This window comes from Paenibacillus rhizoplanae, from assembly GCF_042684125.1.
Lineage (GTDB): Bacteria > Bacillota > Bacilli > Paenibacillales > Paenibacillaceae > Paenibacillus_AQ > Paenibacillus_AQ rhizoplanae.
The window spans coordinates 1-19,462 of the sequence record NZ_JBHUKY010000072.1 but is presented as its reverse complement, the minus strand read 5'-3'; the positions used below and the strand labels follow the sequence as shown (position 1 = coordinate 19,462).

Annotated in this window: 21 protein-coding genes and 1 pseudogene; all 22 read left to right on the top strand. The window is 50.1% G+C overall.

What is annotated here, in order from left to right:
• Positions 1-41 precede the first annotated feature (41 nt).
• The 22 genes and pseudogenes from ACFSX3_RS27305 (at position 42) to ACFSX3_RS27200 (ending at position 19,392) form a co-directional block, all read left to right on the top strand.
• Positions 42-473 carry a protein-tyrosine phosphatase family protein gene (locus tag ACFSX3_RS27305; protein WP_209992949.1) on the top strand — a complete coding sequence of 144 codons (432 nt, stop codon included), beginning with the start codon at positions 42-44 and terminating at the stop codon, positions 471-473.
• Between the two features lie 32 nt (positions 474-505).
• Positions 506-745, top strand: coding sequence for a hypothetical protein (locus tag ACFSX3_RS27300; protein WP_209992948.1), 240 nt, complete (start codon positions 506-508; stop codon positions 743-745).
• Positions 745-876, top strand: a complete 132-nt coding sequence (locus ACFSX3_RS27295) for a hypothetical protein (RefSeq protein WP_209993048.1) — start codon at positions 745-747, stop codon at positions 874-876. Before ACFSX3_RS27300 ends, ACFSX3_RS27295 begins: the two co-directional genes overlap by 1 nt.
• Before the next feature lie 36 nt (positions 877-912).
• On the top strand, positions 913-1,347 hold the full coding sequence (locus tag ACFSX3_RS27290) for a MarR family winged helix-turn-helix transcriptional regulator (protein ID WP_209992946.1): 435 nt from the start codon (positions 913-915) through the stop codon (positions 1,345-1,347).
• A 29-nt stretch (positions 1,348-1,376) separates the two neighbouring features.
• Positions 1,377-2,444 carry a flavin-containing monooxygenase gene (locus ACFSX3_RS27285; RefSeq protein WP_379313501.1) on the top strand — a complete coding sequence of 356 codons (1,068 nt, stop codon included), beginning with the start codon at positions 1,377-1,379 and terminating at the stop codon, positions 2,442-2,444.
• Positions 2,445-2,898: 454 nt separating this feature from the next.
• Positions 2,899-3,213: a thioredoxin gene (gene trxA, locus ACFSX3_RS27280; protein ID WP_209992945.1), complete on the top strand. Its 315-nt coding sequence runs from the start codon at positions 2,899-2,901 to the stop codon at positions 3,211-3,213.
• Between the two features lie 47 nt (positions 3,214-3,260).
• Positions 3,261-4,643 carry an MATE family efflux transporter gene (locus ACFSX3_RS27275; RefSeq protein WP_209992943.1) on the top strand — a complete coding sequence of 461 codons (1,383 nt, stop codon included), beginning with the start codon at positions 3,261-3,263 and terminating at the stop codon, positions 4,641-4,643.
• An 11-nt stretch (positions 4,644-4,654) separates the two neighbouring features.
• Positions 4,655-4,925: pseudogene (locus ACFSX3_RS27270) on the top strand (FAD-dependent oxidoreductase); the annotation flags it as partial.
• A 355-nt stretch (positions 4,926-5,280) separates the two neighbouring features.
• Positions 5,281-6,429 (top strand): AMP-binding protein, encoded by a 1,149-nt coding sequence (locus ACFSX3_RS27265; RefSeq protein WP_209992942.1) that lies wholly within the window; start codon positions 5,281-5,283, stop codon positions 6,427-6,429.
• Positions 6,422-6,709 (top strand): phosphopantetheine-binding protein, encoded by a 288-nt coding sequence (locus ACFSX3_RS27260; RefSeq protein ID WP_209992941.1) that lies wholly within the window; start codon positions 6,422-6,424, stop codon positions 6,707-6,709. Before ACFSX3_RS27265 ends, ACFSX3_RS27260 begins: the two co-directional genes overlap by 8 nt.
• Before the next feature lie 18 nt (positions 6,710-6,727).
• The gene (locus tag ACFSX3_RS27255) at positions 6,728-7,000 is read left to right on the top strand and encodes an acyl carrier protein (protein ID WP_209992939.1); all 273 of its coding nucleotides are present in this window, start codon (positions 6,728-6,730) and stop codon (positions 6,998-7,000) included.
• A 1-nt stretch (position 7,001) separates the two neighbouring features.
• Positions 7,002-7,949 carry a DUF6005 family protein gene (locus ACFSX3_RS27250; protein WP_209992938.1) on the top strand — a complete coding sequence of 316 codons (948 nt, stop codon included), beginning with the start codon at positions 7,002-7,004 and terminating at the stop codon, positions 7,947-7,949.
• A complete protein-coding gene (locus tag ACFSX3_RS27245; protein ID WP_209992936.1) occupies positions 7,912-9,285 on the top strand; it encodes a glycosyltransferase family 4 protein in 1,374 nt (457 codons plus the stop codon). The genes ACFSX3_RS27250 and ACFSX3_RS27245 overlap by 38 nt, the downstream gene beginning before the upstream one ends.
• Positions 9,272-11,068 (top strand): ABC transporter ATP-binding protein, encoded by a 1,797-nt coding sequence (locus ACFSX3_RS27240; protein WP_209992934.1) that lies wholly within the window; start codon positions 9,272-9,274, stop codon positions 11,066-11,068. The genes ACFSX3_RS27245 and ACFSX3_RS27240 overlap by 14 nt, the downstream gene beginning before the upstream one ends.
• Positions 11,065-12,609 (top strand): class I adenylate-forming enzyme family protein, encoded by a 1,545-nt coding sequence (locus ACFSX3_RS27235; RefSeq protein WP_209992933.1) that lies wholly within the window; start codon positions 11,065-11,067, stop codon positions 12,607-12,609. Before ACFSX3_RS27240 ends, ACFSX3_RS27235 begins: the two co-directional genes overlap by 4 nt.
• Positions 12,593-12,850: an acyl carrier protein gene (locus ACFSX3_RS27230; protein WP_209992932.1), complete on the top strand. Its 258-nt coding sequence runs from the start codon at positions 12,593-12,595 to the stop codon at positions 12,848-12,850. Before ACFSX3_RS27235 ends, ACFSX3_RS27230 begins: the two co-directional genes overlap by 17 nt.
• On the top strand, positions 12,847-13,989 hold the full coding sequence (locus ACFSX3_RS27225; protein WP_209992931.1) for a phenylacetate--CoA ligase family protein: 1,143 nt from the start codon (positions 12,847-12,849) through the stop codon (positions 13,987-13,989). The genes ACFSX3_RS27230 and ACFSX3_RS27225 overlap by 4 nt, the downstream gene beginning before the upstream one ends.
• Before the next feature lie 4 nt (positions 13,990-13,993).
• Positions 13,994-14,986, top strand: a complete 993-nt coding sequence (locus ACFSX3_RS27220) for a hypothetical protein (RefSeq protein ID WP_209992930.1) — start codon at positions 13,994-13,996, stop codon at positions 14,984-14,986.
• Positions 14,967-15,842 (top strand): sugar phosphate isomerase/epimerase family protein, encoded by an 876-nt coding sequence (locus ACFSX3_RS27215; RefSeq protein WP_209992928.1) that lies wholly within the window; start codon positions 14,967-14,969, stop codon positions 15,840-15,842. The genes ACFSX3_RS27220 and ACFSX3_RS27215 overlap by 20 nt, the downstream gene beginning before the upstream one ends.
• Positions 15,842-17,128 (top strand): ATP-grasp domain-containing protein, encoded by a 1,287-nt coding sequence (locus ACFSX3_RS27210; protein WP_209992926.1) that lies wholly within the window; start codon positions 15,842-15,844, stop codon positions 17,126-17,128. The genes ACFSX3_RS27215 and ACFSX3_RS27210 overlap by 1 nt, the downstream gene beginning before the upstream one ends.
• Positions 17,125-18,396, top strand: a complete 1,272-nt coding sequence (locus ACFSX3_RS27205; protein ID WP_209992925.1) for a hypothetical protein — start codon at positions 17,125-17,127, stop codon at positions 18,394-18,396. The genes ACFSX3_RS27210 and ACFSX3_RS27205 overlap by 4 nt, the downstream gene beginning before the upstream one ends.
• A 30-nt stretch (positions 18,397-18,426) precedes the next feature.
• A complete protein-coding gene (locus ACFSX3_RS27200) occupies positions 18,427-19,392 on the top strand; it encodes a hypothetical protein (protein ID WP_209992923.1) in 966 nt (321 codons plus the stop codon).
• Positions 19,393-19,462 lie beyond the last annotated feature (70 nt).

The window sequence follows — 19,462 nt, the reverse complement described above, 5'->3', positions numbered from 1 at the left end:
AAGCAACTGCTGCTAGAGAATAGAGATAGGGGAGAACTATAATGGCAAATTATCATGAATTGATCGAAGGTAAAGTATATATCGGCGGGGAGAATGCGCTGCTTGAAGCTCTGCAGGAGCAAGAGATTACCGATGTGTTTGACTTAAGGGATACCGGCACGAAGGCAGAAGGCTTCCCTGAGCATGTAACCCGTCATCATTTTCCGATCGTGGAAGATGAGGGTGGCCAGGAAGATTCAGTTCAAGCGGCAATCCAAGCGGTTACGGCAGCAGTTAATGAGGGGAAGACCGTGTATTTCCATTGCGCCGGCGGACGGAACCGTACGGGGACTGTGGCCACGGGAGTCCTGCTTGAACTTGGCCATGCTGCGAATGTAGAAGAGGCGGAAGCGTTGGCGAAAGAAAAACGTCCGGATATTAACATCAAGCAGGATATGCGTGAGGTATTGAAGGGGTTTTATCCATCCAAGTAAATAAAAACATATTTACAGAAGGGCTATTTCTAATGGAGATAGTCTTTTTTTGTTATAGAGTTGCAAAATACAACTGTTGTGTGTTACATTGTTTAGGCGGAGGGATGATGATGAAAAGAAAAGGGATACATAAACCCACAATTGAGGATGCCATTGAAATCAGTGGAATCGAAACGCTCCATCCTGGAGGGTTTGATTTAACGAGGCGAACAGCGGAGGTTGCAGAGCTTAAGCCGGGAATGCGGGTGCTAGATGCTCCTTCGATACCGTAATCAACGAATGCGCGGTCGGAATTCCGGATGATTCCCAGCAAGTACTTAATGAAATGGTTCGCGTAGTAAAGCTAGGAGGCAGAGTGGTGATCCATGAGTCCATTTTAAAGCGGTTATGGATGGCAAAATAGGCTATGGCCTGTATAGAGGGGTTAAAGGTGATATCCATGGAAAACGTTGATTTACTCCGTAATTTAATGAGAGCTCTGGATAAGAATATTGGAGCTTTGGAAAAAACTCAGCTTGCCTGTTGTGGCGCAACGATTGGACAATGTCATGCCGTCATGGAGATTGGGCTATTCGGGCAAATCTCACTCATCGATCTGGCCAATGTACTTAATCTTGATAAAAGTACAATGAGCAGAACGGTCAATGGTCTTGTCGAGAATGAATGGATTGAACGGATTACAGATCCGGATAACCGGCGGTATATAAAGCTAACGCTTTCCCCAAAGGGACAGATACTCCATGATCAAATCAGCTCCGTTCTGAACGCTTATTTCGGAAACATTATGAAGGATATCCCGGAGAATAAAAGGGAGCAGGTTGCAGAGAGCTTGGAACTGTTAATCCATGCACTAAATAAGAATAACTGCTGTTAGACATAGGTTGGTTCGATGAGGAGAGGTTGGTGGATATATTGCAGAAGACCCTAGACGCAGTAGTTGTCGGAGGGGGGCAGGCTGGGCTTGCATCCGGGTATCATTTACAAAAGGCAGGTCTGAATTATATGATCCTGGAAGCCGGTGAACAGCCCGCGGGATCATGGCCGCAATATTATGATAGTTTGAAATTGTTTTCTCCCGCCCGGTATTCGTCATTGCCAGGATACCCTTTTCCAAAAGCTCCAAATGAGTATCCGCTGCGCGATGAGGTCATTACTTATTTACGTCAATATGCGGAGAAAATCAAACTCCCGATAATGGTAAACCAAAAAGTAGCACAAATAGAATTTGGATACGGAGACTTTGATGTTATAACCTCAGCAGGAGACAGGTTTAGGTCAAAAACACTCATTAGCGCATCGGGCTCGTTTCATCATCCTCATCTTCCGAGTCTTCCAGGAGCGGATAGTTTTCAAGGCAGAATTCTTCATTCCTCCGATTATAAACACCCGGAATCGTTCCTGGGGAAGAGGGTTGTCGTTGTCGGCCGTGGAAACTCGGGAGTGCAGATTGCAGTGGAACTTGCCAATCATGCTAACGTATCATTAGCTGTCCAGCAGCCAGTCCGATTTACGCCGCAGCGCATACTGGGTCTTGATCTTCACTTCTGGTTAAAAATCACTGGCATAGATACTTTTCCTTTCTACCGAATCGGCAAAGAGCCGCCTAGTCCCATTTCTGTATTCGACCTTGGCGGATATCGTAAGAAAATGGATAACGGTAATCCGGATCAGAGAACAATGTTCTCAGCTTTTTCTCCTGAAGGTGTTATTTGGGAGGATGGGGAACGGGAAGCCATTGATGTTGTGATATTCGCTACAGGATATCGTCCTAATATCCCTTTTCTGGGTGGGACAGGTGCACTTGCATCAGATGGTAGACCTCTGCATGTTGCCGGTGTCAGTACAGAAGTTCCTGGACTTTATTATGTTGGATTATCTAATCAGCGTTCCTTTGCGTCAGCGACGGTTCGCGGAGTCGGGGCTGATGCTAAATATATCGTGCGGAATATTAAACGGTTTTTGAAAAAATGACGGGTACCCCTTTGAGCCGCAAAGAAGGCCGCTGGAATTATTACAGAATCAAAATGAGAAGGTGAGGGCATTCGAACGCTTGCATTCTACGAGTAACAGAGTTATTATAGATTCATAAAGTCTTTGATTTTCAATGAAGAAGTGTGGCAGCAGAGCCGATAATCTATAGGGGCAATTCAAGGAGATTGAATGTTCAATCGATTTTTCGGTTATTTAAAGATATTATGTAACTGGAATATCTTTATATCAATGCGATATGTAAGGAGGTGAGGAGGTTATAGGAGTTAACGAGTATCCGGCTCAGCGAGTCGGCATTGTAACGCAAGACAAAAAACGGCTCGACAAGCGAAATGAAACAAGTCGTCAAACAGGACGCAGATAAACAATTGAAATCTCACATTTAATTAAAGATATAATATATCTCTAATATATTCAACTTGAAAGGATGATCACGATGGCTATTCATCACGCGAAAGATTCTAATTTTAAAGAGATGGTGCAAGCTGAAGGTATAACGGTAGTGAATTTTTGGGCCTCTTGGTGTGGTCCATGCAGAATGTTCGCCCCTGTTTTAGAGGAGTTTGAAAAGGAAGCAGAGGATTCCATTAAAGTAATTAAAATTAATGTAGACGAAAATCCGGTAACCTCTTCACAATTTCAGATAATGAGCATACCGGCAACCCTTATATTCAGAGATGGAAAGCCCCTATATAAAGAATTAGGCATATTGCCGAAAGATGCCCTCCGGCAGCTTGTTGCCTCCAAATAAACAAACTTTTTTAGAAAGTACATTAAAAACTTTAAGGGGCATTCACTATGAATAATCATACGGATCCGCTGGGCGTAATGCCAGTAGGCAAACTTTTATTGAAATTCTCAATACCGGCTATCATCGGCGTGATGGTTAATTCAATCTACACGCTAGTCGACCGGCTTTATGTTGGTCGGTTGGGGGCTCTCGCCATGACTGGGATTGGGCTTAATTTCCCATTTATGTCCTTGATTACGGCATTCAGTTTCTTCATTGGCGTAGGCGCGTCCGCAATGATTTCCATTCGGCTGGGCCAAAACCGCAAAGAGGATGCGGAAAAAATACTTGGCAATTCGTTTTCATTTCTGGCTATACTGATGATTCTCGTATCCTTTTTTGGACTGATGTTCAAGGTGCCGATACTCAACTTATTTGGGGCGAGTAATGCCACAATTGGTTATGCGTCAGACTATATAACAATTATCTTATATGGAACAATATTTCAGGGGATTGCCTTGGGGCTTAACAATATCATCCGGGCCGAAGGAAATCCCACAAAATCCATGTTAACCATGCTGCTAGGTACAGTGCTTAATATTATTCTTGACCCTATCTTTATATTTAGTTTCGATATGGGGATCAAAGGTGCTGCATGGGCCACGCTGATTTCGCAACTCGTATCCTCCGCATGGGTAATCGCGCATTTTGTAAAAGGAAATAGCACTTTGAAATTACGAATGAAAAATCTTGTGCCAAGCTGGAGGGCTTTCAAGGAGGTTGCGAGTATAGGACTATCCCCATTTGTTATGCAAATTGCCGCTACTGCCGTTGCTATATTGATGAACACCGGGTTGAAAACATACGGCGGCGATATAGCGATTGGGGCTATGACCGTAATCAACTCTGTTATGATTTTCTTTTACATGCCTGTTATAGGCATCGCACAGGGAGCACAGCCCATTATTGGATTCAATTACGGTGCGAAACAGTATAAACGGGTAAGGGAAACTCTGAAACTGGAAATGATAATTGCAACCGCCATTTGTGTATTTGCTTTCTTATGTACGCAATTTCTTACAGTGCCAATTATCAAGGCTTTTAGTAGCGAGACTACCTTGATTCAAGCGGCGTCTTATGGTATGCGGATAATGCTGATGATGACGCCGCTTATTGGCTTTCAAATGGTATCTTCGCAATATTTTCAGGCAATTGGCAAAGCAAAAAAAGCAACCATTTTAGGGCTTCTTCGTCAAGTAATTCTCCTTGTTCCGCTGCTCGTTATTATGCCTCACCTATTTCAATTGACAGGTGTTTGGATGGCAAGCCCTATCGCAGATTTTATTTCATGCTCAATAACCGGAATAGTTTTATTTCGGGAACTTAAACAACTTGGTAAAATGGAAATTTCCTCTAAAGGAAAAACTTTGGTCAGTTATCAAAGCTTATAAGTGATTAGAATATGATTTACGATTGTGTAATTGTTGGCGGAGGCCCCGCTGGATTGAATGCAGCACTTGTATTAGGCAGGGCAAGAAGAAGGGTGGCGTTAGTCGACAACAATAATCCGAGAAATGCGGTTACTCATGCATCCCATGGGTTTATTACAAAGGGAGATCTTTCAGGAAATTGATGGGTTTAAGGAGCTATATGGAAAAAGTCTATTTAACTGTCCTTACTGCGATGGTTGGGAATTGAGAGATCAGCCCCTTGTTATAGTTGAAGTGCACCCCTTATAGTCGACATTGGATAAACACCTGGTGTTTATGCTGATGAAAACTATAGGGGGTGCTTTTCGTTATGACGGAAAGGGAACGGAATAACGTACAATTTTGAACTAAAGATGAACGCACTTGAGATGTAGATGCGGCTGCTATGACAAGAAAGGACTATTTACTACAAGAGAAGGAAAAGCGTCGTTATGTGGCGAAAATACCTAAAGAAGTTAAAAATTCTCATGGGAAAGGAGACCCCATGTTCATTGTTAATAAAGAACATTATGACCAGCATGAACTGGAACGCCGAATAAACGCGATATACGCATTATTGGGTTCCTCTGTTTGGAAGGAACGGCGGACAGCTGTATGCATGAAGGAACCGGCGAATATTCTGGCCGCCACGGAGCTGATTATCAGGAATGAGGGTTCGGTGCTTCTGATCAACGGCGATACCCCGATTGAAAGCGCTCTCCGGCAAGCCGAAGACGCAGGCTGTACGGGTCTGCTGACCGACGCAGGAGGCAGCGCCGTCTTTCACCCTCTACACTCACGCCTGGATCGGATGAATGGGGAGCCGTCCTTGCTTCAATTCAGCTCCGGCACGACCGGCGCTCCCAAGCTAGTTGAACGGTCTTGGTCTCATGTGCAAATGGAAATCGAGGCCTACAACAAGATGCTGCCCTGCAGCGGGGAGGATCAACCAATCATTCTGGTGCCCGTGTCTCATTCCTTCGGATTCATCACAGGCACGCTTTCCGCACTTAAGCGCGGAGTCAAGCCGGTTATCGTGACGGACAAGAACCCCAAGTTCGCCCTGCATCTCATGCAGCAGCATGATCGCCATGTGGTGTATGCGGTGCCCTTCCTCTTTCAAATTCTGCTCAGCCTGATGAGAGAGAAGGTGCTGCTTAGAAAGATGGTATCCTCTGGCTCCCCGATGTCTGCAGAACTGCTGAACAGGCTTGGGGGTGCAGGTGTGGAGGTGATCCAGCAATACGGGTGCTCTGAGGCGGGCTGCATCTCGCTTGGCGACCGACCCTCCGATTCTACGGATGCCGGGATGCTTCTGGAGCATATGGCAATGGAAAGGGCCGGAACCCGGGATCAGCCGGATGAAATAATCATTGCCACAGGCGGACGCCGGATTCATACCGGAGATATGGGATATTGGCTCAGCGGCAGGCTTCATGTTCAGTGCCGGATGGATGATCTGATTAATGTGTCAGGACTGAAGGTAGCTCCCTCCGAGGTGGAGGATGTCATCCGGAGGCTGGACGGCGTTCAGGAAGCTGTCGTGCACAAGGCTCCGCATCCCGTCTGGGGGGAAGCTGTCAAAGCTCGAATCGTTCGGAAGGGCGATGCGCTGTCACAGGAGGAGGTGAAGAGGTGGTGCGCGCGGTTTCTGCCTGCTTATAAAGTTCCGGGCTTTATTGCTTTTACGGAGGACATTCCGAAGACGAGTACAGGGAAGGTTATGCGAAAACAATTGGTAGAAGAGGAGTATGGTATTCATGGATAAGGAACAAACGGTATCTCAATTGAGGCAGCTCATGTCCGAACAATTGGAGCTCTCTCTCCCGGACGTCATTAAAGAGGAAGACCGGCTGTACGAAGACTTAAACGTAGATTCGATCATGGTACTCCAATTGGTGGTATACATCGAGGAAGTGTTCAACGTAACTGTGCCTGAGGAGGAGATGGATCCTGCCGTCTTCCAAACGGTCGGTTCTTTAGTCGATTTCATCCACGCCCTTAAGGGGGAGCACATCCCCTCAACAAGTCAAATCTTAAGAACATAGAAAAGGATGGATATGATGATGAACGTGAATGAACAGGATATCATACAATTCGTGATTGACCGGGTGGCCGATTTGACCTCCAGACCGGAGCTGGCGGAGGAATTGAATGGGGACGCCCCGCTAGAGGATGCAGGCGTGGATTCGGTGCTGTTGGTCAACCTGATGATACAGATTGAACAGCAGTACGACATTTTTTACGAGGACGACGAGCTTCTACAGGAGAACTTCGCCACCGCGCGCTTGATCTCACAACGCATATTGGCCAAACTGGCCGTTAAAACCGGGGTTTGACGTGAAACAAGCCCATTGCTTTCTGAACGGACTCGGTTATGGCTTGGAGCAAGCCGGGTGGGATGAACGTCCGCTCTATATCGGTGCTTGGGACGCGCCATTCAGCGTTACGGAGGACGGCAAGCTGACCTATTTCTCAGCGGACATCACGCCGTCCGAATATTTGCGTCTGTTCACCCGCCTCTACGGGGAAGGGGCCGTGGAGTGGTATGATTACGGGGCCGAAAAGCTAGGCAACCTGAAGAAGTTTCTGGAGGTCCTGCGGTGTAATCCGGATCTTCCTGTTTTGGTACAGCTCGACCTGTTTCATATGCCCTATCAAAAAAGAACGTTTCAAACCATGCATCAGCCCCATTTTGTCATCGTACACGGAATGCGGGGCGATCAATTCGTGGTATACGACCGCTATTTTGAATGGGAAGGGTTAGTGGCCACGAGCCATGTACACGATGCTTTTCTGAGCAATGAGTTGGGCGGGGGACTGCTGCTTCATCCCGAATGGCTCCATGCGCCGGACGCTCACGAGGTGGCGAGAATCTTCGAGGATACGATAGAGACCGATCCGGGTGAACGATCGCTAACCGGCATGGTGAGGCGGAGGATTATGCAGACGGTGGAGTCGCCCGGTATTTATCCGCCCGGGGCCTTGAAGGATGCTGTATCCCAGCTCGGCATCCTCGCCAAACGCAAATACAGCTACGGGCTGCTGTATCAATATTTTTCGGAAGCGCTTAATCAAGGGACGGAGCTGTATCAGGAGCAGCTGGAAGGATTCATAAGAATGTGGAGTACGCTCGCATACCTGGCGATCCGTACGTCCATGCCGGGACGAACCGGGGAAATCGGACTGCTGGTGGATAAGGTGGAGCAGCTGCACAGGACGGAGCAACAGCTGAAGGAGGAATTGATCGATGTCTATCATCGCTGGAAACCTCGATTTGCATGCTGAGTGCAGACCTAGGGTGGGCTGCTTCGACGGCCATTCCCCCCGGTTGAACGAACGGGTGATTGATGACCAATGGACAGGGTATCTGGCTGAATATACGGAGCTCATCCGCATTCCGCCGGTACGCTTTGCCAAGATCTTCGGGGGTTCGCTTCGCCAGTTCTCCAAGCAGCCGATGTCTTCGCTTCCGCAAGCATCGGAGCGGCTGGCCCGATTATGCGAGGAATACGGAATCGATACGCTTTATGTGAACGCTCCTTATTTCATGCCTTTCTTGATGCTGGTTCGGAGCTTCGCCAAGCTTCCGCTTCGCTTCATGGTTATCGCCCATTCCGTCGCATCCGCCCGTTGGCTGACAACCTGGCTGTCCTGTGCGCCTTGGATTACAGAACAGGATGTGCTGCTTGCCAGTACGGAATCTTGCAGACAGGCACTGGTTAATCTCTCACCCCGGTATGCGCATGCCTATAAGATCCCGTTATGCATCGACACCTTGCTAGCTGCGGAGCCGGTTCGGCCGCTTGCCGGTAAACGTCTGTTATCCATCGGCCGGCTGGAAGAGGTAAAGAACATTCATGTGCTCTTAGAGGCTATGGCGGAAATAAAGCAGCGTGTCCCGGACACTGTATTGACGATTGCCGGAGAATATACGGGGTCTTTGCAGGAAGCTGACCGATATAAAGAACGGCTTGAAGCCATCGTAGCGGAATATAGACTGGAGCGAACTGTGGAGTTTACAGGTCCCGTCCACGGGAGTGAGAAAGACCGCCTGTTCCGGGAAGCCAGGCTTCTGGTCAACCTCTCCACCGATCCGGGAGAGACGTTTGGCTTCAACCTCCTGGAAGCGAAGGCCCACGGTCTTCCTGTGGTCTGCACCAACTGGGACGGTTTCCGAGAGCTGCTTATTGACGGCGAGGACGGTTCCTTCGTCCAGGTAGATTGGTCCGGTGAACATCCGAAGATAGATCTGGACGTGCTGGTTCGCAGCTGCACCGAGGTTCTGCTGGATGATAAGCTTCACGACAATCTCTCGCAAGGAGCGCGGCGCAACGCTCTAATGTACGACTATCGAACCATCATGCCGCAGATCAGGAGGCTCCTGAATGCTCCCCTTGGACAGATAGCGGGTGAGGCGGAGGAGACCGCCCTGCTGGAATCTTCTATGAGAACGCTGAACGAAATCTATCATTGCAGCTTATTGGAAGCGACAGGCTGTTTGAGTGAATCGCCGCTGTCGGTTCTGGATTGGCAGCCGCAGGGTGACACGGAGGAATGGATGCGCAGGGTGAAGCCAATTATTCAACATTTTGCCGGGAGGAACAATCATGCACACGTTTAAACTGTTCCGACGTCTTGCTCCCTACGTGAAGATCAAATGGAATTTAACCTTGATCGCTTATGTTTGCACGTTCCTGCAATTGGGACTCGTCATGCTTCAGCCCTTAATCTTCGCCTATCTGATCGACCACGTGCTGATTGGCGGAAACCGTAAGCTGATTGTCCCGCTGCTTAGCCTTTCCTTGGGAATAGGTGTTCTCTCCATCGTGTTCCTGTTTATCCGGGTAGGTCTGTTCCGCTATCTGGGCATCTGTAATACGCTGGATATCCGGAACGAGCTGTTGAAGCATGTCCGGCAGATCCCCATTCCGGAAATTCAGAAGCATGGACCCGGGAAATTCTCGGCCTTGCTCGGGATGGATACAGCTACGATGGGAAATTTCCTCAACCACATCCTGGTCGAGATTACCTCACAGCTGTTTATGATGCTGATATCCCTCGGAATCCTGTACTATTTGGACTGGCGGCTTGGCATCGTTGCGACGGTCAGCATCCCCTTCCTCTTATGGGTGCCAGGGCTATTCCGCAACCCTGTGGCGCGTTATTCGTCCGACGTTCGAACCCATAATGAAGAGATCGGAACCTATCTCTATGAAGCGATCGAAAGTTCGCAAGAAATCCGGGCTTTAGGACTAGAGGGATGGGAACGGAAGCGGAATGAAACGATGTACAAGGGGCTGGTGAAGGCCAGCACTCGGGAAACGCTGTATGCCGTTATGTCGTTTCAAATCAGTGGTTTCGTGATTAGCCTGATCCTGGCTGCCATCTATTGGATCGGCAGCTACCAGGTGCTCCACCAAGTTATGACCGTTGGCATGATGGTTGCTTCCGTAACCTATCTGCAAAACGCTCTGAATCCGGTACAGCAGATTAACAACTATTTCAGAGAGCTTCAAGGCGCGGAAGTTGCAATGGGCAGAATCGAGCAATTTATCCAGACCCCGATCGATCCCTATGCGGAAAACGAGAGGAAGCAGGTTTCGCCTGCAAGGGAGCCTGAGCTTGAAGCAACGCCGTCCGATATCGAAGTGTGCAGTCTGCGCGTCGGGTACGGTGGAACGGAAATCTTGAAGGATCTATCACTGTCGCTGTCTCCGGGCAAGGTTTATGCTTTCGTCGGGCGAAGCGGGTCTGGGAAATCCACCCTTTTCCGGGCGCTTATTGGGATGATGCCCGTTCTCGAAGGTGAAATTCGAATCGGCGGACAGAATCTGGAGGAGATGACCCGCAGCGCGATCAGCCGCAAGGTTGGCATCGTGTTCCAGGAGCCTTACTTGTTCCGGGGTACCCTTATGGAAAATATTTCTGTCGGGAAGCTTGACGCGACGGAGGAGATGGTCATGCAAGCAGCTCTGAATGCGCGGCTCGGATCTCTGCTGGATCAACTGCCGGAAGGACTCAACACGAAGATTGACCACAGAGGCTTCCAGCTATCTGGCGGACAGCGGCAGAGGCTGGCTATTGCGCGTGTCCTCTTGCACAATCCCGATATTCTTATCCTGGACGAACCAACCTCCGCCTTGGACCAGCTTACGGAGATTGAACTCATGGATTCCATACGCCACGCCATGGCGGGCAAGACGGTTCTGGTAGCCACCCATCGCCTGCATACCATTATGAACGCGGACCGTATTCTGGTGATGGAGAACGGTTGTCTGGTGGCGGAAGGCGACCACGAAGAGCTCATGAAGCAATCGGCTGAGTATTATGCTATGGCATCGACCTTCGAACGCGATACATCTGTGGCCGGACAGGCATCTCATAAAGAGGGGGTTCTGGCATGAATGGCACAGGCACCCTCAGGGAGTTGTTTCAACGTGCACGAAGGCATGACCGGGGAATCACTTGCGCGGCACGAAGCGGCGAGTCCGATTGGACAAGTTATGCGGAACTGGGAAACCGCATGGACCTTCTCGCTGAACGGCTGAAGCAGGAGCAGCTGCGTCCGAATTTTATCGGGGCCGTCTGGATGGCTCCGACGCCGGAGTGTCTGGCTGTCATCGGGGCAGTCATTTTGGCGGGAGGCATTCCGCTCCCCATCCACAGCTACATGCCGGGACAAGACATGCTTCGCCTTATCCGCAAATTTGAACCCGAAGCTGTGTTCGTCTCTGAAGAGAAGCTTCCAATCCTTGCGGAATGGAACATGCAAGGGGAAGAGTTGCCATTCTACCTGTATGCAGGTATGGCAAGCGGACCGATTGCAGGAATCGGCGCTGCTCCGCGGCCGGTACGCCGGTACACGCCGCCAGAGGCCGCGCGTATGATATTCCTCTCCTCCGGTTCGACGGGAGAGCCGAAGGGTATCATGCTGAGCGACCACAACATGCTGTCCAATGTGGACGCGATCCTGGACTACACGACTCTGTGCGACGAGGACATCGTTCTGCTCTCGAAGTCACTGGGGTATTGCTCGACCATTGTTGGGGAATGGTTTGCCGCCATGGCTTGCGGAGCCAACCTTGTCCTAAGCGGGGGCTTCGTGCATCCCTTCGAGATGATCCAGTGCGTCCGTACGAACAAGGTGACCTTCTTATGCACTGTGCCGTCTGCGATCCTGCCTCTGATCCATTCCGCCAAATGGGCGGCGGAGGATCTGCTCACGCTCCGGCAGATGCTCATTGTCGGCGGCCCGATGCCTGCCGTCATGCTGCTTCGTTTGGCTGACCGTCTGCCTCACGTGCGGCTGACGCCCTCCTATGGACTGACCGAAGCATCTCCGCGCGTCTCGTATTTGCCCTACGCTCAGTTAAGGACGAAACCGCAATCCGCCGGGATACCCATTAACGGCGTCGAGCTGGCCATCGTTCAGGACGGAAGGGAAGCGGCAACAGGGGAGAGTGGAGAGGTGGTCGTTCGAGGGCCGAATGTGATGATCGGCTATTATGACGATCCGGATCGCACCCGCGAGATACTAGGCCCCCTCGGCCTGCATACCCGGGATACCGGGTATCTGGACGAGGATGGATACTTGCACTTGACCGGGCGAACCGATAACGCTCTCCTTGTCGGGGGACACACGGTGTACCCGGAAGCGGTCGAAAGCGTCCTATTAAGCTTGCCTGGGGTGGCGGACGCTGCTGTGTCGGCCGTAGAAGACCTTCAATGGGGACATCGTCTGATTGCCGTGGTAGTATCCGGAGCTTCCACAGAGCCTGTCAGCAACTCGGAACTGCATGCCTGGTGCGCAAAGCGGTTATCCTCGGCCTTGCGTCCCAGGGAATTCCGCTTCGTTACGGCTCTGCCCAAAACAGCCAGCGGAAAGCTGGATCGCAAAGCCCTGAAATCTATGGTGAAGGAGGAAGAGCATGTCCATCCCGCATGAAGAACTATTCTTTAAGGTGAGAGAAACGATAGCCGCTGTGGCCAAGAGGCTAACAAGCGAGGTCGAGCTGGACCATGCTTTGGTAGATGATCTGGGAATCGACTCCATTCAAATACTGGAGCTGCTGTCGGCTCTGGAGGATACCTTCGGCTTTGAGCTGGATGTGGACGATATTCGCCCGGAATCGTTCCGAAGCGTCCAGGCCGTATTGCATTTTGTAGAACGCAAGGTGGCTTCATGAAAGTGTTCACCCCGGGCCATTTGCAAGAGCTGGCCGACGAATTGCGCCGGACGTACCCGTTTTATAACCCTTATACGGACGTTGATTTCCATCAGCTGCCGATTACAAACAAACACTTGATCGCAGGCAACCGCGCTCTTTTCGAACATCCCGATGCGGGACGGGTGATCGAATCGTTCACCTCGGGAACTACCGGAGTGCCGTTCCGCTGCGTGAAAACCCCGGAGGAGAAATGGAAACTCTCGCTGACTCTGTATAAGCATAGAAAAAAGTGGGGGCTGCCGTCCAGGCACCGGATGCTGCTGCTGAGCAACCGTCTGCTGGCGGAGCCCAGGTCCCTTAGACATTATGCAGAACTGATGATCAGGGAAGATCCTCATTTTATCCAGGGGAGAGCTTCCGCTCTCTGCGCGTTGGCCGAATATATGCGTGACGGGGGATATTCGTTGCCGTCTTCCCTCCTGTTTACCCAGAACTGGGGCGAAACGCTGCATGGCTCCCAGAAGGAACGGATCGAGGAGGTGTTCCGCGTTCCATGCGTAGACTATTACGGTTTGGAAGAGTTCTGGTGTATCGCGTTCGCAGGCCAGAGCGGCCAACTGGAAATCGATGAGTCCGCCGTATATGTGGAAATTATCGATTCGGCCTCCGGACTCCATGTGGAGGAGGGGGAATTCGGCGAAGTGCTGGTCACCTCGCTGATCATGAGGAGTCTGCCATATGTCCGTTACCGGACAGGGGATATCGGAAGTATTCGCAGGGACCCTGAAACCGGCCGTCTCCTTCTTCAACTGCTTCCCGTTCGAACATCCCAGATTCGGCTGCCTGGAGCGCAGGTGCATTCCGCCGTCTTCCGGTATTTGGACAAGTTTTTTTGGGAGCTTGCTGCAGCCAGAGGAGTCCGCCAATTTCAGATCGTGCAGAATACTTACACCTCTTTTTCCGTCAGGCTGGCGACTGAAGCCTCGCCAAGCGAGTTCGAGGACGTGCAGACCAGGCTATCCGCTTTTCTTCACCAAGCGGCGGGCAAACCGGTGAAAGTGTCCATAGAAACCGTCTCAAGGCTCGAAGCCGATCCTGTCAGCGGCAAAATACCGTCCTTTGTTTGCCGTATTTCCTCAAATGAAGAAGGAGAATGAAGCTATGACGTCTCATACGGATACGCCGGATGCCAAGCCGGAAATGATGAAGCTGGCGGCGATGGAATGTGCAGCTTCCTGCATCTTGACACACTTATACCGGTCCGGGGCTAACCCTGATCTGTTTCTGCTGGATTACTGGAATGTCAATTATGTTTCGCGCATTATTACGGCGAGCCAGCATGTGCGATTGAACAAAAGCTTGCCCTTTCTGTACGGCATTCATCTGGTTTACAAGGGTTGTGGACCTGAGGCGCTAAAGCAGTCTGTTCTGTCAGGGAACCGTGCGGTAGTGAAATGCCGCCCATCCGATCTGGATTTTTTCCCTCCCAATATGCTGATCATGGCGGAGAGTGGATTCGATCATTATATCCTCGCAGATAGCTTCGATGAAGCACGTAACGCCTTCAGAGTATTCGATCCCATTGTCGGTTTCAACGGATTCCTGACCGGAGAAGAGCTTATGCGGGCATCGGCGGAGCCGGAAGAGGAGGAAATCATTTTCTACGAGCTTCAGCCGGATCAAGAAGGGAAGGTGTTCGAGTCTCCCGGCAAGCGTGATATCTTCGCTTATGCTGCCAAGCGAAACTACGAAATGTATGTCCGTTCTCAATACAGTTCGGGTACCGCCGCATTGGACAGCTTTGCCCGGGATTTGCAGGCATCTCTAGCTTTAAGCCCGGAACAAACCTCGAACTGGTTGAACCAGAACTCGATCGCCATTGCTTCCTTAACCAAGCTCCGATCTTCCATATGGAATAGCTTTGCCCGGCTGGGCGTGATGGACGAGGGGCAGGCGCTGGAAGGGAAGAACCGAATCAGCGGGATCGTGAAGTTATGGACGACACTGAATTTCTTGCTTGTGAAATACCGCAAGCACATCGGGGACGAAGCGCTGCTGCGCTCGGCTCTTGCCAGGCTGCGGGAAATTCGGGATGCGGAGCTTCAATTCCTGGCCTGGATGAATGGAATAGGCGGTGATCTGCCTGCGGTATAATCTATGCACAATTTCTTTTCGGCACGAGCTGGTATCCTTCCAGGAGCTGCTCCGTTATGCTCTTGATACGGGCTTCAACGGTATAGAACTGTGGGGCGTGCATGCCAAGGCTTTGCTTCGCCAACGGGGAAAGGAGCTGGGAGGTATGCTGGACGAAATGTTCAGCTACGGGCTCGAAATCAACATGCTGAGCGATTATATCCCTCTCATGGGGAATATCCCAATGGACGTTCTGCTTAAGGAATGGCAGGAAACCGTACAGGCGGCCAAAGCGTTCCACACAGATAAGCTGAGGATTTTCGCCGGAAGCCTGAGCAGTCAATCTCTTGATGAGAAGGACTGGGAGCTTTGCACCGAACGTCTAAATATCCTTTGCGCCGTAGCAGAGAGGGAAGGGGTCTATACAGTGGTTGAGACTCATCCGGGAACCGCTGCCGACGGCTTAGATTCCACACTTCAACTGCTCCGGCAAACCGGCCACCCTGCCTTGAAGCTGAATTTGGACTTTCTGCACATTTGGGAATCGGGCGCTGATCCCCTTGCCGCCTACGAACGCTTGAAGCCATGGATGGTCAATATCCATCTGAAGAATGTGGAATCCCGGCAATGGCTTGAAGTATTCTCTCCTAACAATATATATTCTCCGAGCGGCAGCCGCAGAGGTATCGTACCCTTGGCCGATGGAGAAATGGATTGCCAAACCATAATGAAGCGCCTTATCTTGGACCCTACCCGAGCCCCGGTATCTCTGGAATGGTTCGGAGCCATACCATTTCAAATCTTAAAGTCGGAGCTAGGCTGGCTTAAAGGGCTGGAGTCCGATCTCAAGCCGGAGAAAGTGGAGGTGACGGGATAATGAATAACGCACCTTATATAGAGCATCTGACCGGAACGCGCGCACCGAAGCTCTGGTACTCAAATATTAATTGGGAACAAGGAAAAGCCGCTCAAGAGATTCGCTTACCCCATATTAACAATGCGTCCGGAGATCGGCTCGTATCGCAAATGGATCTCTACCAAATTTATTTGGCTGACCGGGATGATCTTGTTCTCCTGAAAGAGGCTCCGGATCCTGAATTCCTGTCTTATTTGGAAGAAGAGAAGATAGCCATACCATCAATCGCGATTGGCGCACGGTCTGAATATACGGGTGAGTTTCGCAACCGGATTGCTGTTCCTTACTTGATGGACGAGCAGGAGGAGCAGTTTCTCAAGGATAACGGAGGGAGATGGATCGGCCCGCCAGCCCGATTGTCCGTGGAACTGAACAGCAAGATCGTAACGCGTAAATTATGCGAAGAAATCGGCTTTCCAGTCAGCGACGGTATGATATGCGAGGGGCTTGACGCGATCCGCCGTACTTGCGCCGAGTTGGAGGGACGGCATCCTGGAGCCCGGCTGGTTGTAAAAACCGCTTACGGTTCTTCCGGTAAAGCGCTGTTCCATATCCATCGAGGCTCGGATTTGGAGACGCTGCTTGGATATTTAGAGAGGCAGATCTCTCGGGGAGGCGGGCAACCGGTTGTGACGGTGGAACGCTGGCATCAGGTCGAGCGCCATCTGACGGCACAACTCTGGCTGGGGGGAACAGATTGCGAGATCCTGGCTATGACCGAGCAGAGGATTACGGATGCAGGAGTTTACAGGGGGAGCTGTCTGCACCCGGACCTGCCTGAATCCTTGATGGCGGCTTATACCGAACAGCTGCGACAGCTGGGTAAATCTTTACATTCCCGGGGCTACGAGGGTTTCATCGGGGTAGACTCCATACTGGATGAAGACGGAACTTTAATACCGGTTATTGAGATCAACGCCCGTCTTACCATGGTCACGTATTTGCTAAAGATTCGCAAGCACTTGCTGGAACGCGGGTTTCCTAGAATGGAGACTCAATCCTATGATTTCAAGCTCCACCCTGGAGCCAAATTTGCAGAATTTGCCGAAAAGGTGACATCGATAAGGATCTCTGCCGAACAAGGTGGGGCATTCGTGTATGGTTTCCACCATGATAGAGAATCGGCAGACCGTATCCGACCTTGCAGGGTCTCGACTCTGAGCTGGGGTGTGGACGATGAAGCTGAGAAGCTTGCCCGTCAAGGGCTGGAGGAAGCAATCATGGAATGGAGGGGAGCTGTCGTATGACTATGGTTTCACAACGACTGTCTAATCAGCAGGAAGTGGGCCAGCCCTTTTGGCTGGAAGCAGTCGAGCAGTTTGGATCACCCGTTTATGTATATGACGTGGGAAAGCTGGCCTCCGATTATTTTTCGCTGCGAGACGCTTTACCCAAGGATGTGACGCTATATTATTCCATGAAAGTCAACCCCAATCCGGAGGTATGTCGTCTCATAAACGGCTGGGGTTCGCCGATCGAAGTCGCATCGGTTGGGGAATATGAGATTGCCCGCTCTAACGGGGTAAATCCGAACAGCATCGTGTTTACCGGACCGGGCAAAAGCGTGGACGAGATTCATCATGTGCTTCGCCATGGGATCTACGCGATTAATGCGGAGTCCATCCCGGAGCTATTCGTCATTCACGATGAAGCTGTTGCGCTTGGTATTGCCGCCCCCGTTATGTTAAGGGTCAATTTGTCTACTGGAGCCAAAGGCTCGCGTATGTCATCGGTCGGACTTGCCTCCCAGTTTGGCATCGACGACAGTGAAATTAATGAAGCGGTGCAAACCGCCATTAACCTTGAAGGGCTAGAGCTGATCGGATTGCATACGTACCAGGGCACGCAAAATTTTCACCTCGACTTTTATCGGGAGAGCGTTCCGATGATGTTCGGTCTCACTCGGCAGGTGCGAAACCAATTCGGCCTGCAGCTTCGATGCTTAGGGCTCGGCGGCGGTTTCGGCGTTCCCATGTTTGAAGGCGATGAGCCGTTTCCTGTCGAAGCTTTCGGGGCGTATCTTGCCGGGGAGTTAGAGCGCAACCGGGATCTGGAATTGGAAATGGTATTCGTAGAATCAGGGCGACGAATTGCCGCAACTATGGGGATTTATGCGGTCAAAGTGCTGTACACCAAGCTCTCCAAAGGCAAAGCCTTCGCCATTGTCGATGGGGGAACCCACCATCGGGCTTTTTCCAGCCTGATGGGACGAAGCTTCAAGCAGCCTCTGCCTCTTCAGCTTTGGAAGGCGGGGGAGCGCAAGCTATACGAATCCGGTGAAGGAGAAGGTCGAATCTCCTACAATGTTTGCGGTAAATTGTGCACTCCCGCAGATGTGCTGCAAGGCAGCGTCATGCTCCCCCTTCTAGAGCCAGGGGATTGGATCGCGTTTCCCCATTTGGGGGCATATGGCTTAACCTGCGGCAATGTTCATTTTCTGTCTCATGCTCTTCCGAAGGAAGTTATTCTTCGCCCTGACGGTACGTTAAATGATGTGAGCTGGCTATCAACCTAATAAGTGAGTTCATCATAGGGAGTTGACCATGTGACACCTACCCATCGGATTTTTCCTTATAATGACATATGGCTTGATTGTGTCAATAATAACTTGATGTCAATTCTCATTAGTCATAATTCATCGTTCGAGAAGCTGCCTCTGACTTTTAAAACGCAGTACTGGAAAAAACTCATCAACCAGACATTCCCCGAAGACAATTTTGAAAGCTTGCTGCATCAAGGATTAATGCTGCCGAAAGTTCAATATGACACTGAACAGCTCTATCATTATCTTCGCTTTGAGGATCAGCTTCTTGAGCAATCTGATATACCTTTCCTGGATGTGATTATTCAAAGCGCTTTAGACAAGAAGAAATATGTCTTTCTCGATGTGGACCGCTTTTTTTATTCCAGTGGAAGAGAATCCGGAAAAATACATTTTATCCATCCGACATTTATTCATGGAAAATGTGCGAGTGGGGATGCATACACAGTAATTGAAGATTGCTTATCTCCAGGGCGAATGCACGATTATCAAACTCCACTTGAAGTCATTATGGAATCTACCCAATACCTAATTAAAAGCGGCAAAAAAGTTAGATTCATAATGGTTTCTGTGCATGAAGGATCGATAAGGAATTTTAACCATGAATTTTCAGTACAGGACTCGTTTATCTCAGAACTCAGAAGCAATCTATTGGATGATAAAGTCGTTTTTCTTGAGCAATATGGTCTTAATTATCAGTTGGGACTAAAAGCGTTGACCGATTATGTAGAGGAATTCGAAGAACTTGTAGGTAATTTGAACGATACTAGCATATTTGCCTTGAGAAGCAGTTCTTTTGCACAGAATCATAAGAAGAATAACAGGCTTTTTAAGTTACTAGAAGATAAATCGTCCCATACAAATCTCTATAAGAAGTTAGCAGAACAAAGTGTGGAACTAAGTCATTTATGGGAAATTTATAGAACGACAGTTATTAACTCAACTTTCGCACCTAGAAAAATGGCTTAAACCCTTGAGCGCGTAAGGGAAATTCAGTAGATTCACTCGTATTGACAAAAAACACCTCGCTTGTTTGGTA

Coding starts and splice junctions, on each gene's coding strand:
- ACFSX3_RS27210 (WP_209992926.1), top strand. CDS start 15,842: ATGAATAACGCACCTTATATAGAGCATCTGACCGGAACGCGCGCACCG.
- ACFSX3_RS27225 (WP_209992931.1), top strand. CDS start 12,847: ATGAAAGTGTTCACCCCGGGCCATTTGCAAGAGCTGGCCGACGAATTG.
- ACFSX3_RS27300 (WP_209992948.1), top strand. CDS start 506: ATGGAGATAGTCTTTTTTTGTTATAGAGTTGCAAAATACAACTGTTGT.
- ACFSX3_RS27305 (WP_209992949.1), top strand. CDS start 42: ATGGCAAATTATCATGAATTGATCGAAGGTAAAGTATATATCGGCGGG.
- ACFSX3_RS27220 (WP_209992930.1), top strand. CDS start 13,994: ATGACGTCTCATACGGATACGCCGGATGCCAAGCCGGAAATGATGAAG.
- ACFSX3_RS27240 (WP_209992934.1), top strand. CDS start 9,272: ATGCACACGTTTAAACTGTTCCGACGTCTTGCTCCCTACGTGAAGATC.
- ACFSX3_RS27230 (WP_209992932.1), top strand. CDS start 12,593: ATGTCCATCCCGCATGAAGAACTATTCTTTAAGGTGAGAGAAACGATA.
- trxA (WP_209992945.1), top strand. CDS start 2,899: ATGGCTATTCATCACGCGAAAGATTCTAATTTTAAAGAGATGGTGCAA.
- ACFSX3_RS27255 (WP_209992939.1), top strand. CDS start 6,728: ATGAACGTGAATGAACAGGATATCATACAATTCGTGATTGACCGGGTG.
- ACFSX3_RS27260 (WP_209992941.1), top strand. CDS start 6,422: ATGGATAAGGAACAAACGGTATCTCAATTGAGGCAGCTCATGTCCGAA.
- ACFSX3_RS27235 (WP_209992933.1), top strand. CDS start 11,065: ATGAATGGCACAGGCACCCTCAGGGAGTTGTTTCAACGTGCACGAAGG.
- ACFSX3_RS27290 (WP_209992946.1), top strand. CDS start 913: ATGGAAAACGTTGATTTACTCCGTAATTTAATGAGAGCTCTGGATAAG.
- ACFSX3_RS27205 (WP_209992925.1), top strand. CDS start 17,125: ATGACTATGGTTTCACAACGACTGTCTAATCAGCAGGAAGTGGGCCAG.
- ACFSX3_RS27275 (WP_209992943.1), top strand. CDS start 3,261: ATGAATAATCATACGGATCCGCTGGGCGTAATGCCAGTAGGCAAACTT.
- ACFSX3_RS27265 (WP_209992942.1), top strand. CDS start 5,281: ATGAAGGAACCGGCGAATATTCTGGCCGCCACGGAGCTGATTATCAGG.
- ACFSX3_RS27245 (WP_209992936.1), top strand. CDS start 7,912: ATGTCTATCATCGCTGGAAACCTCGATTTGCATGCTGAGTGCAGACCT.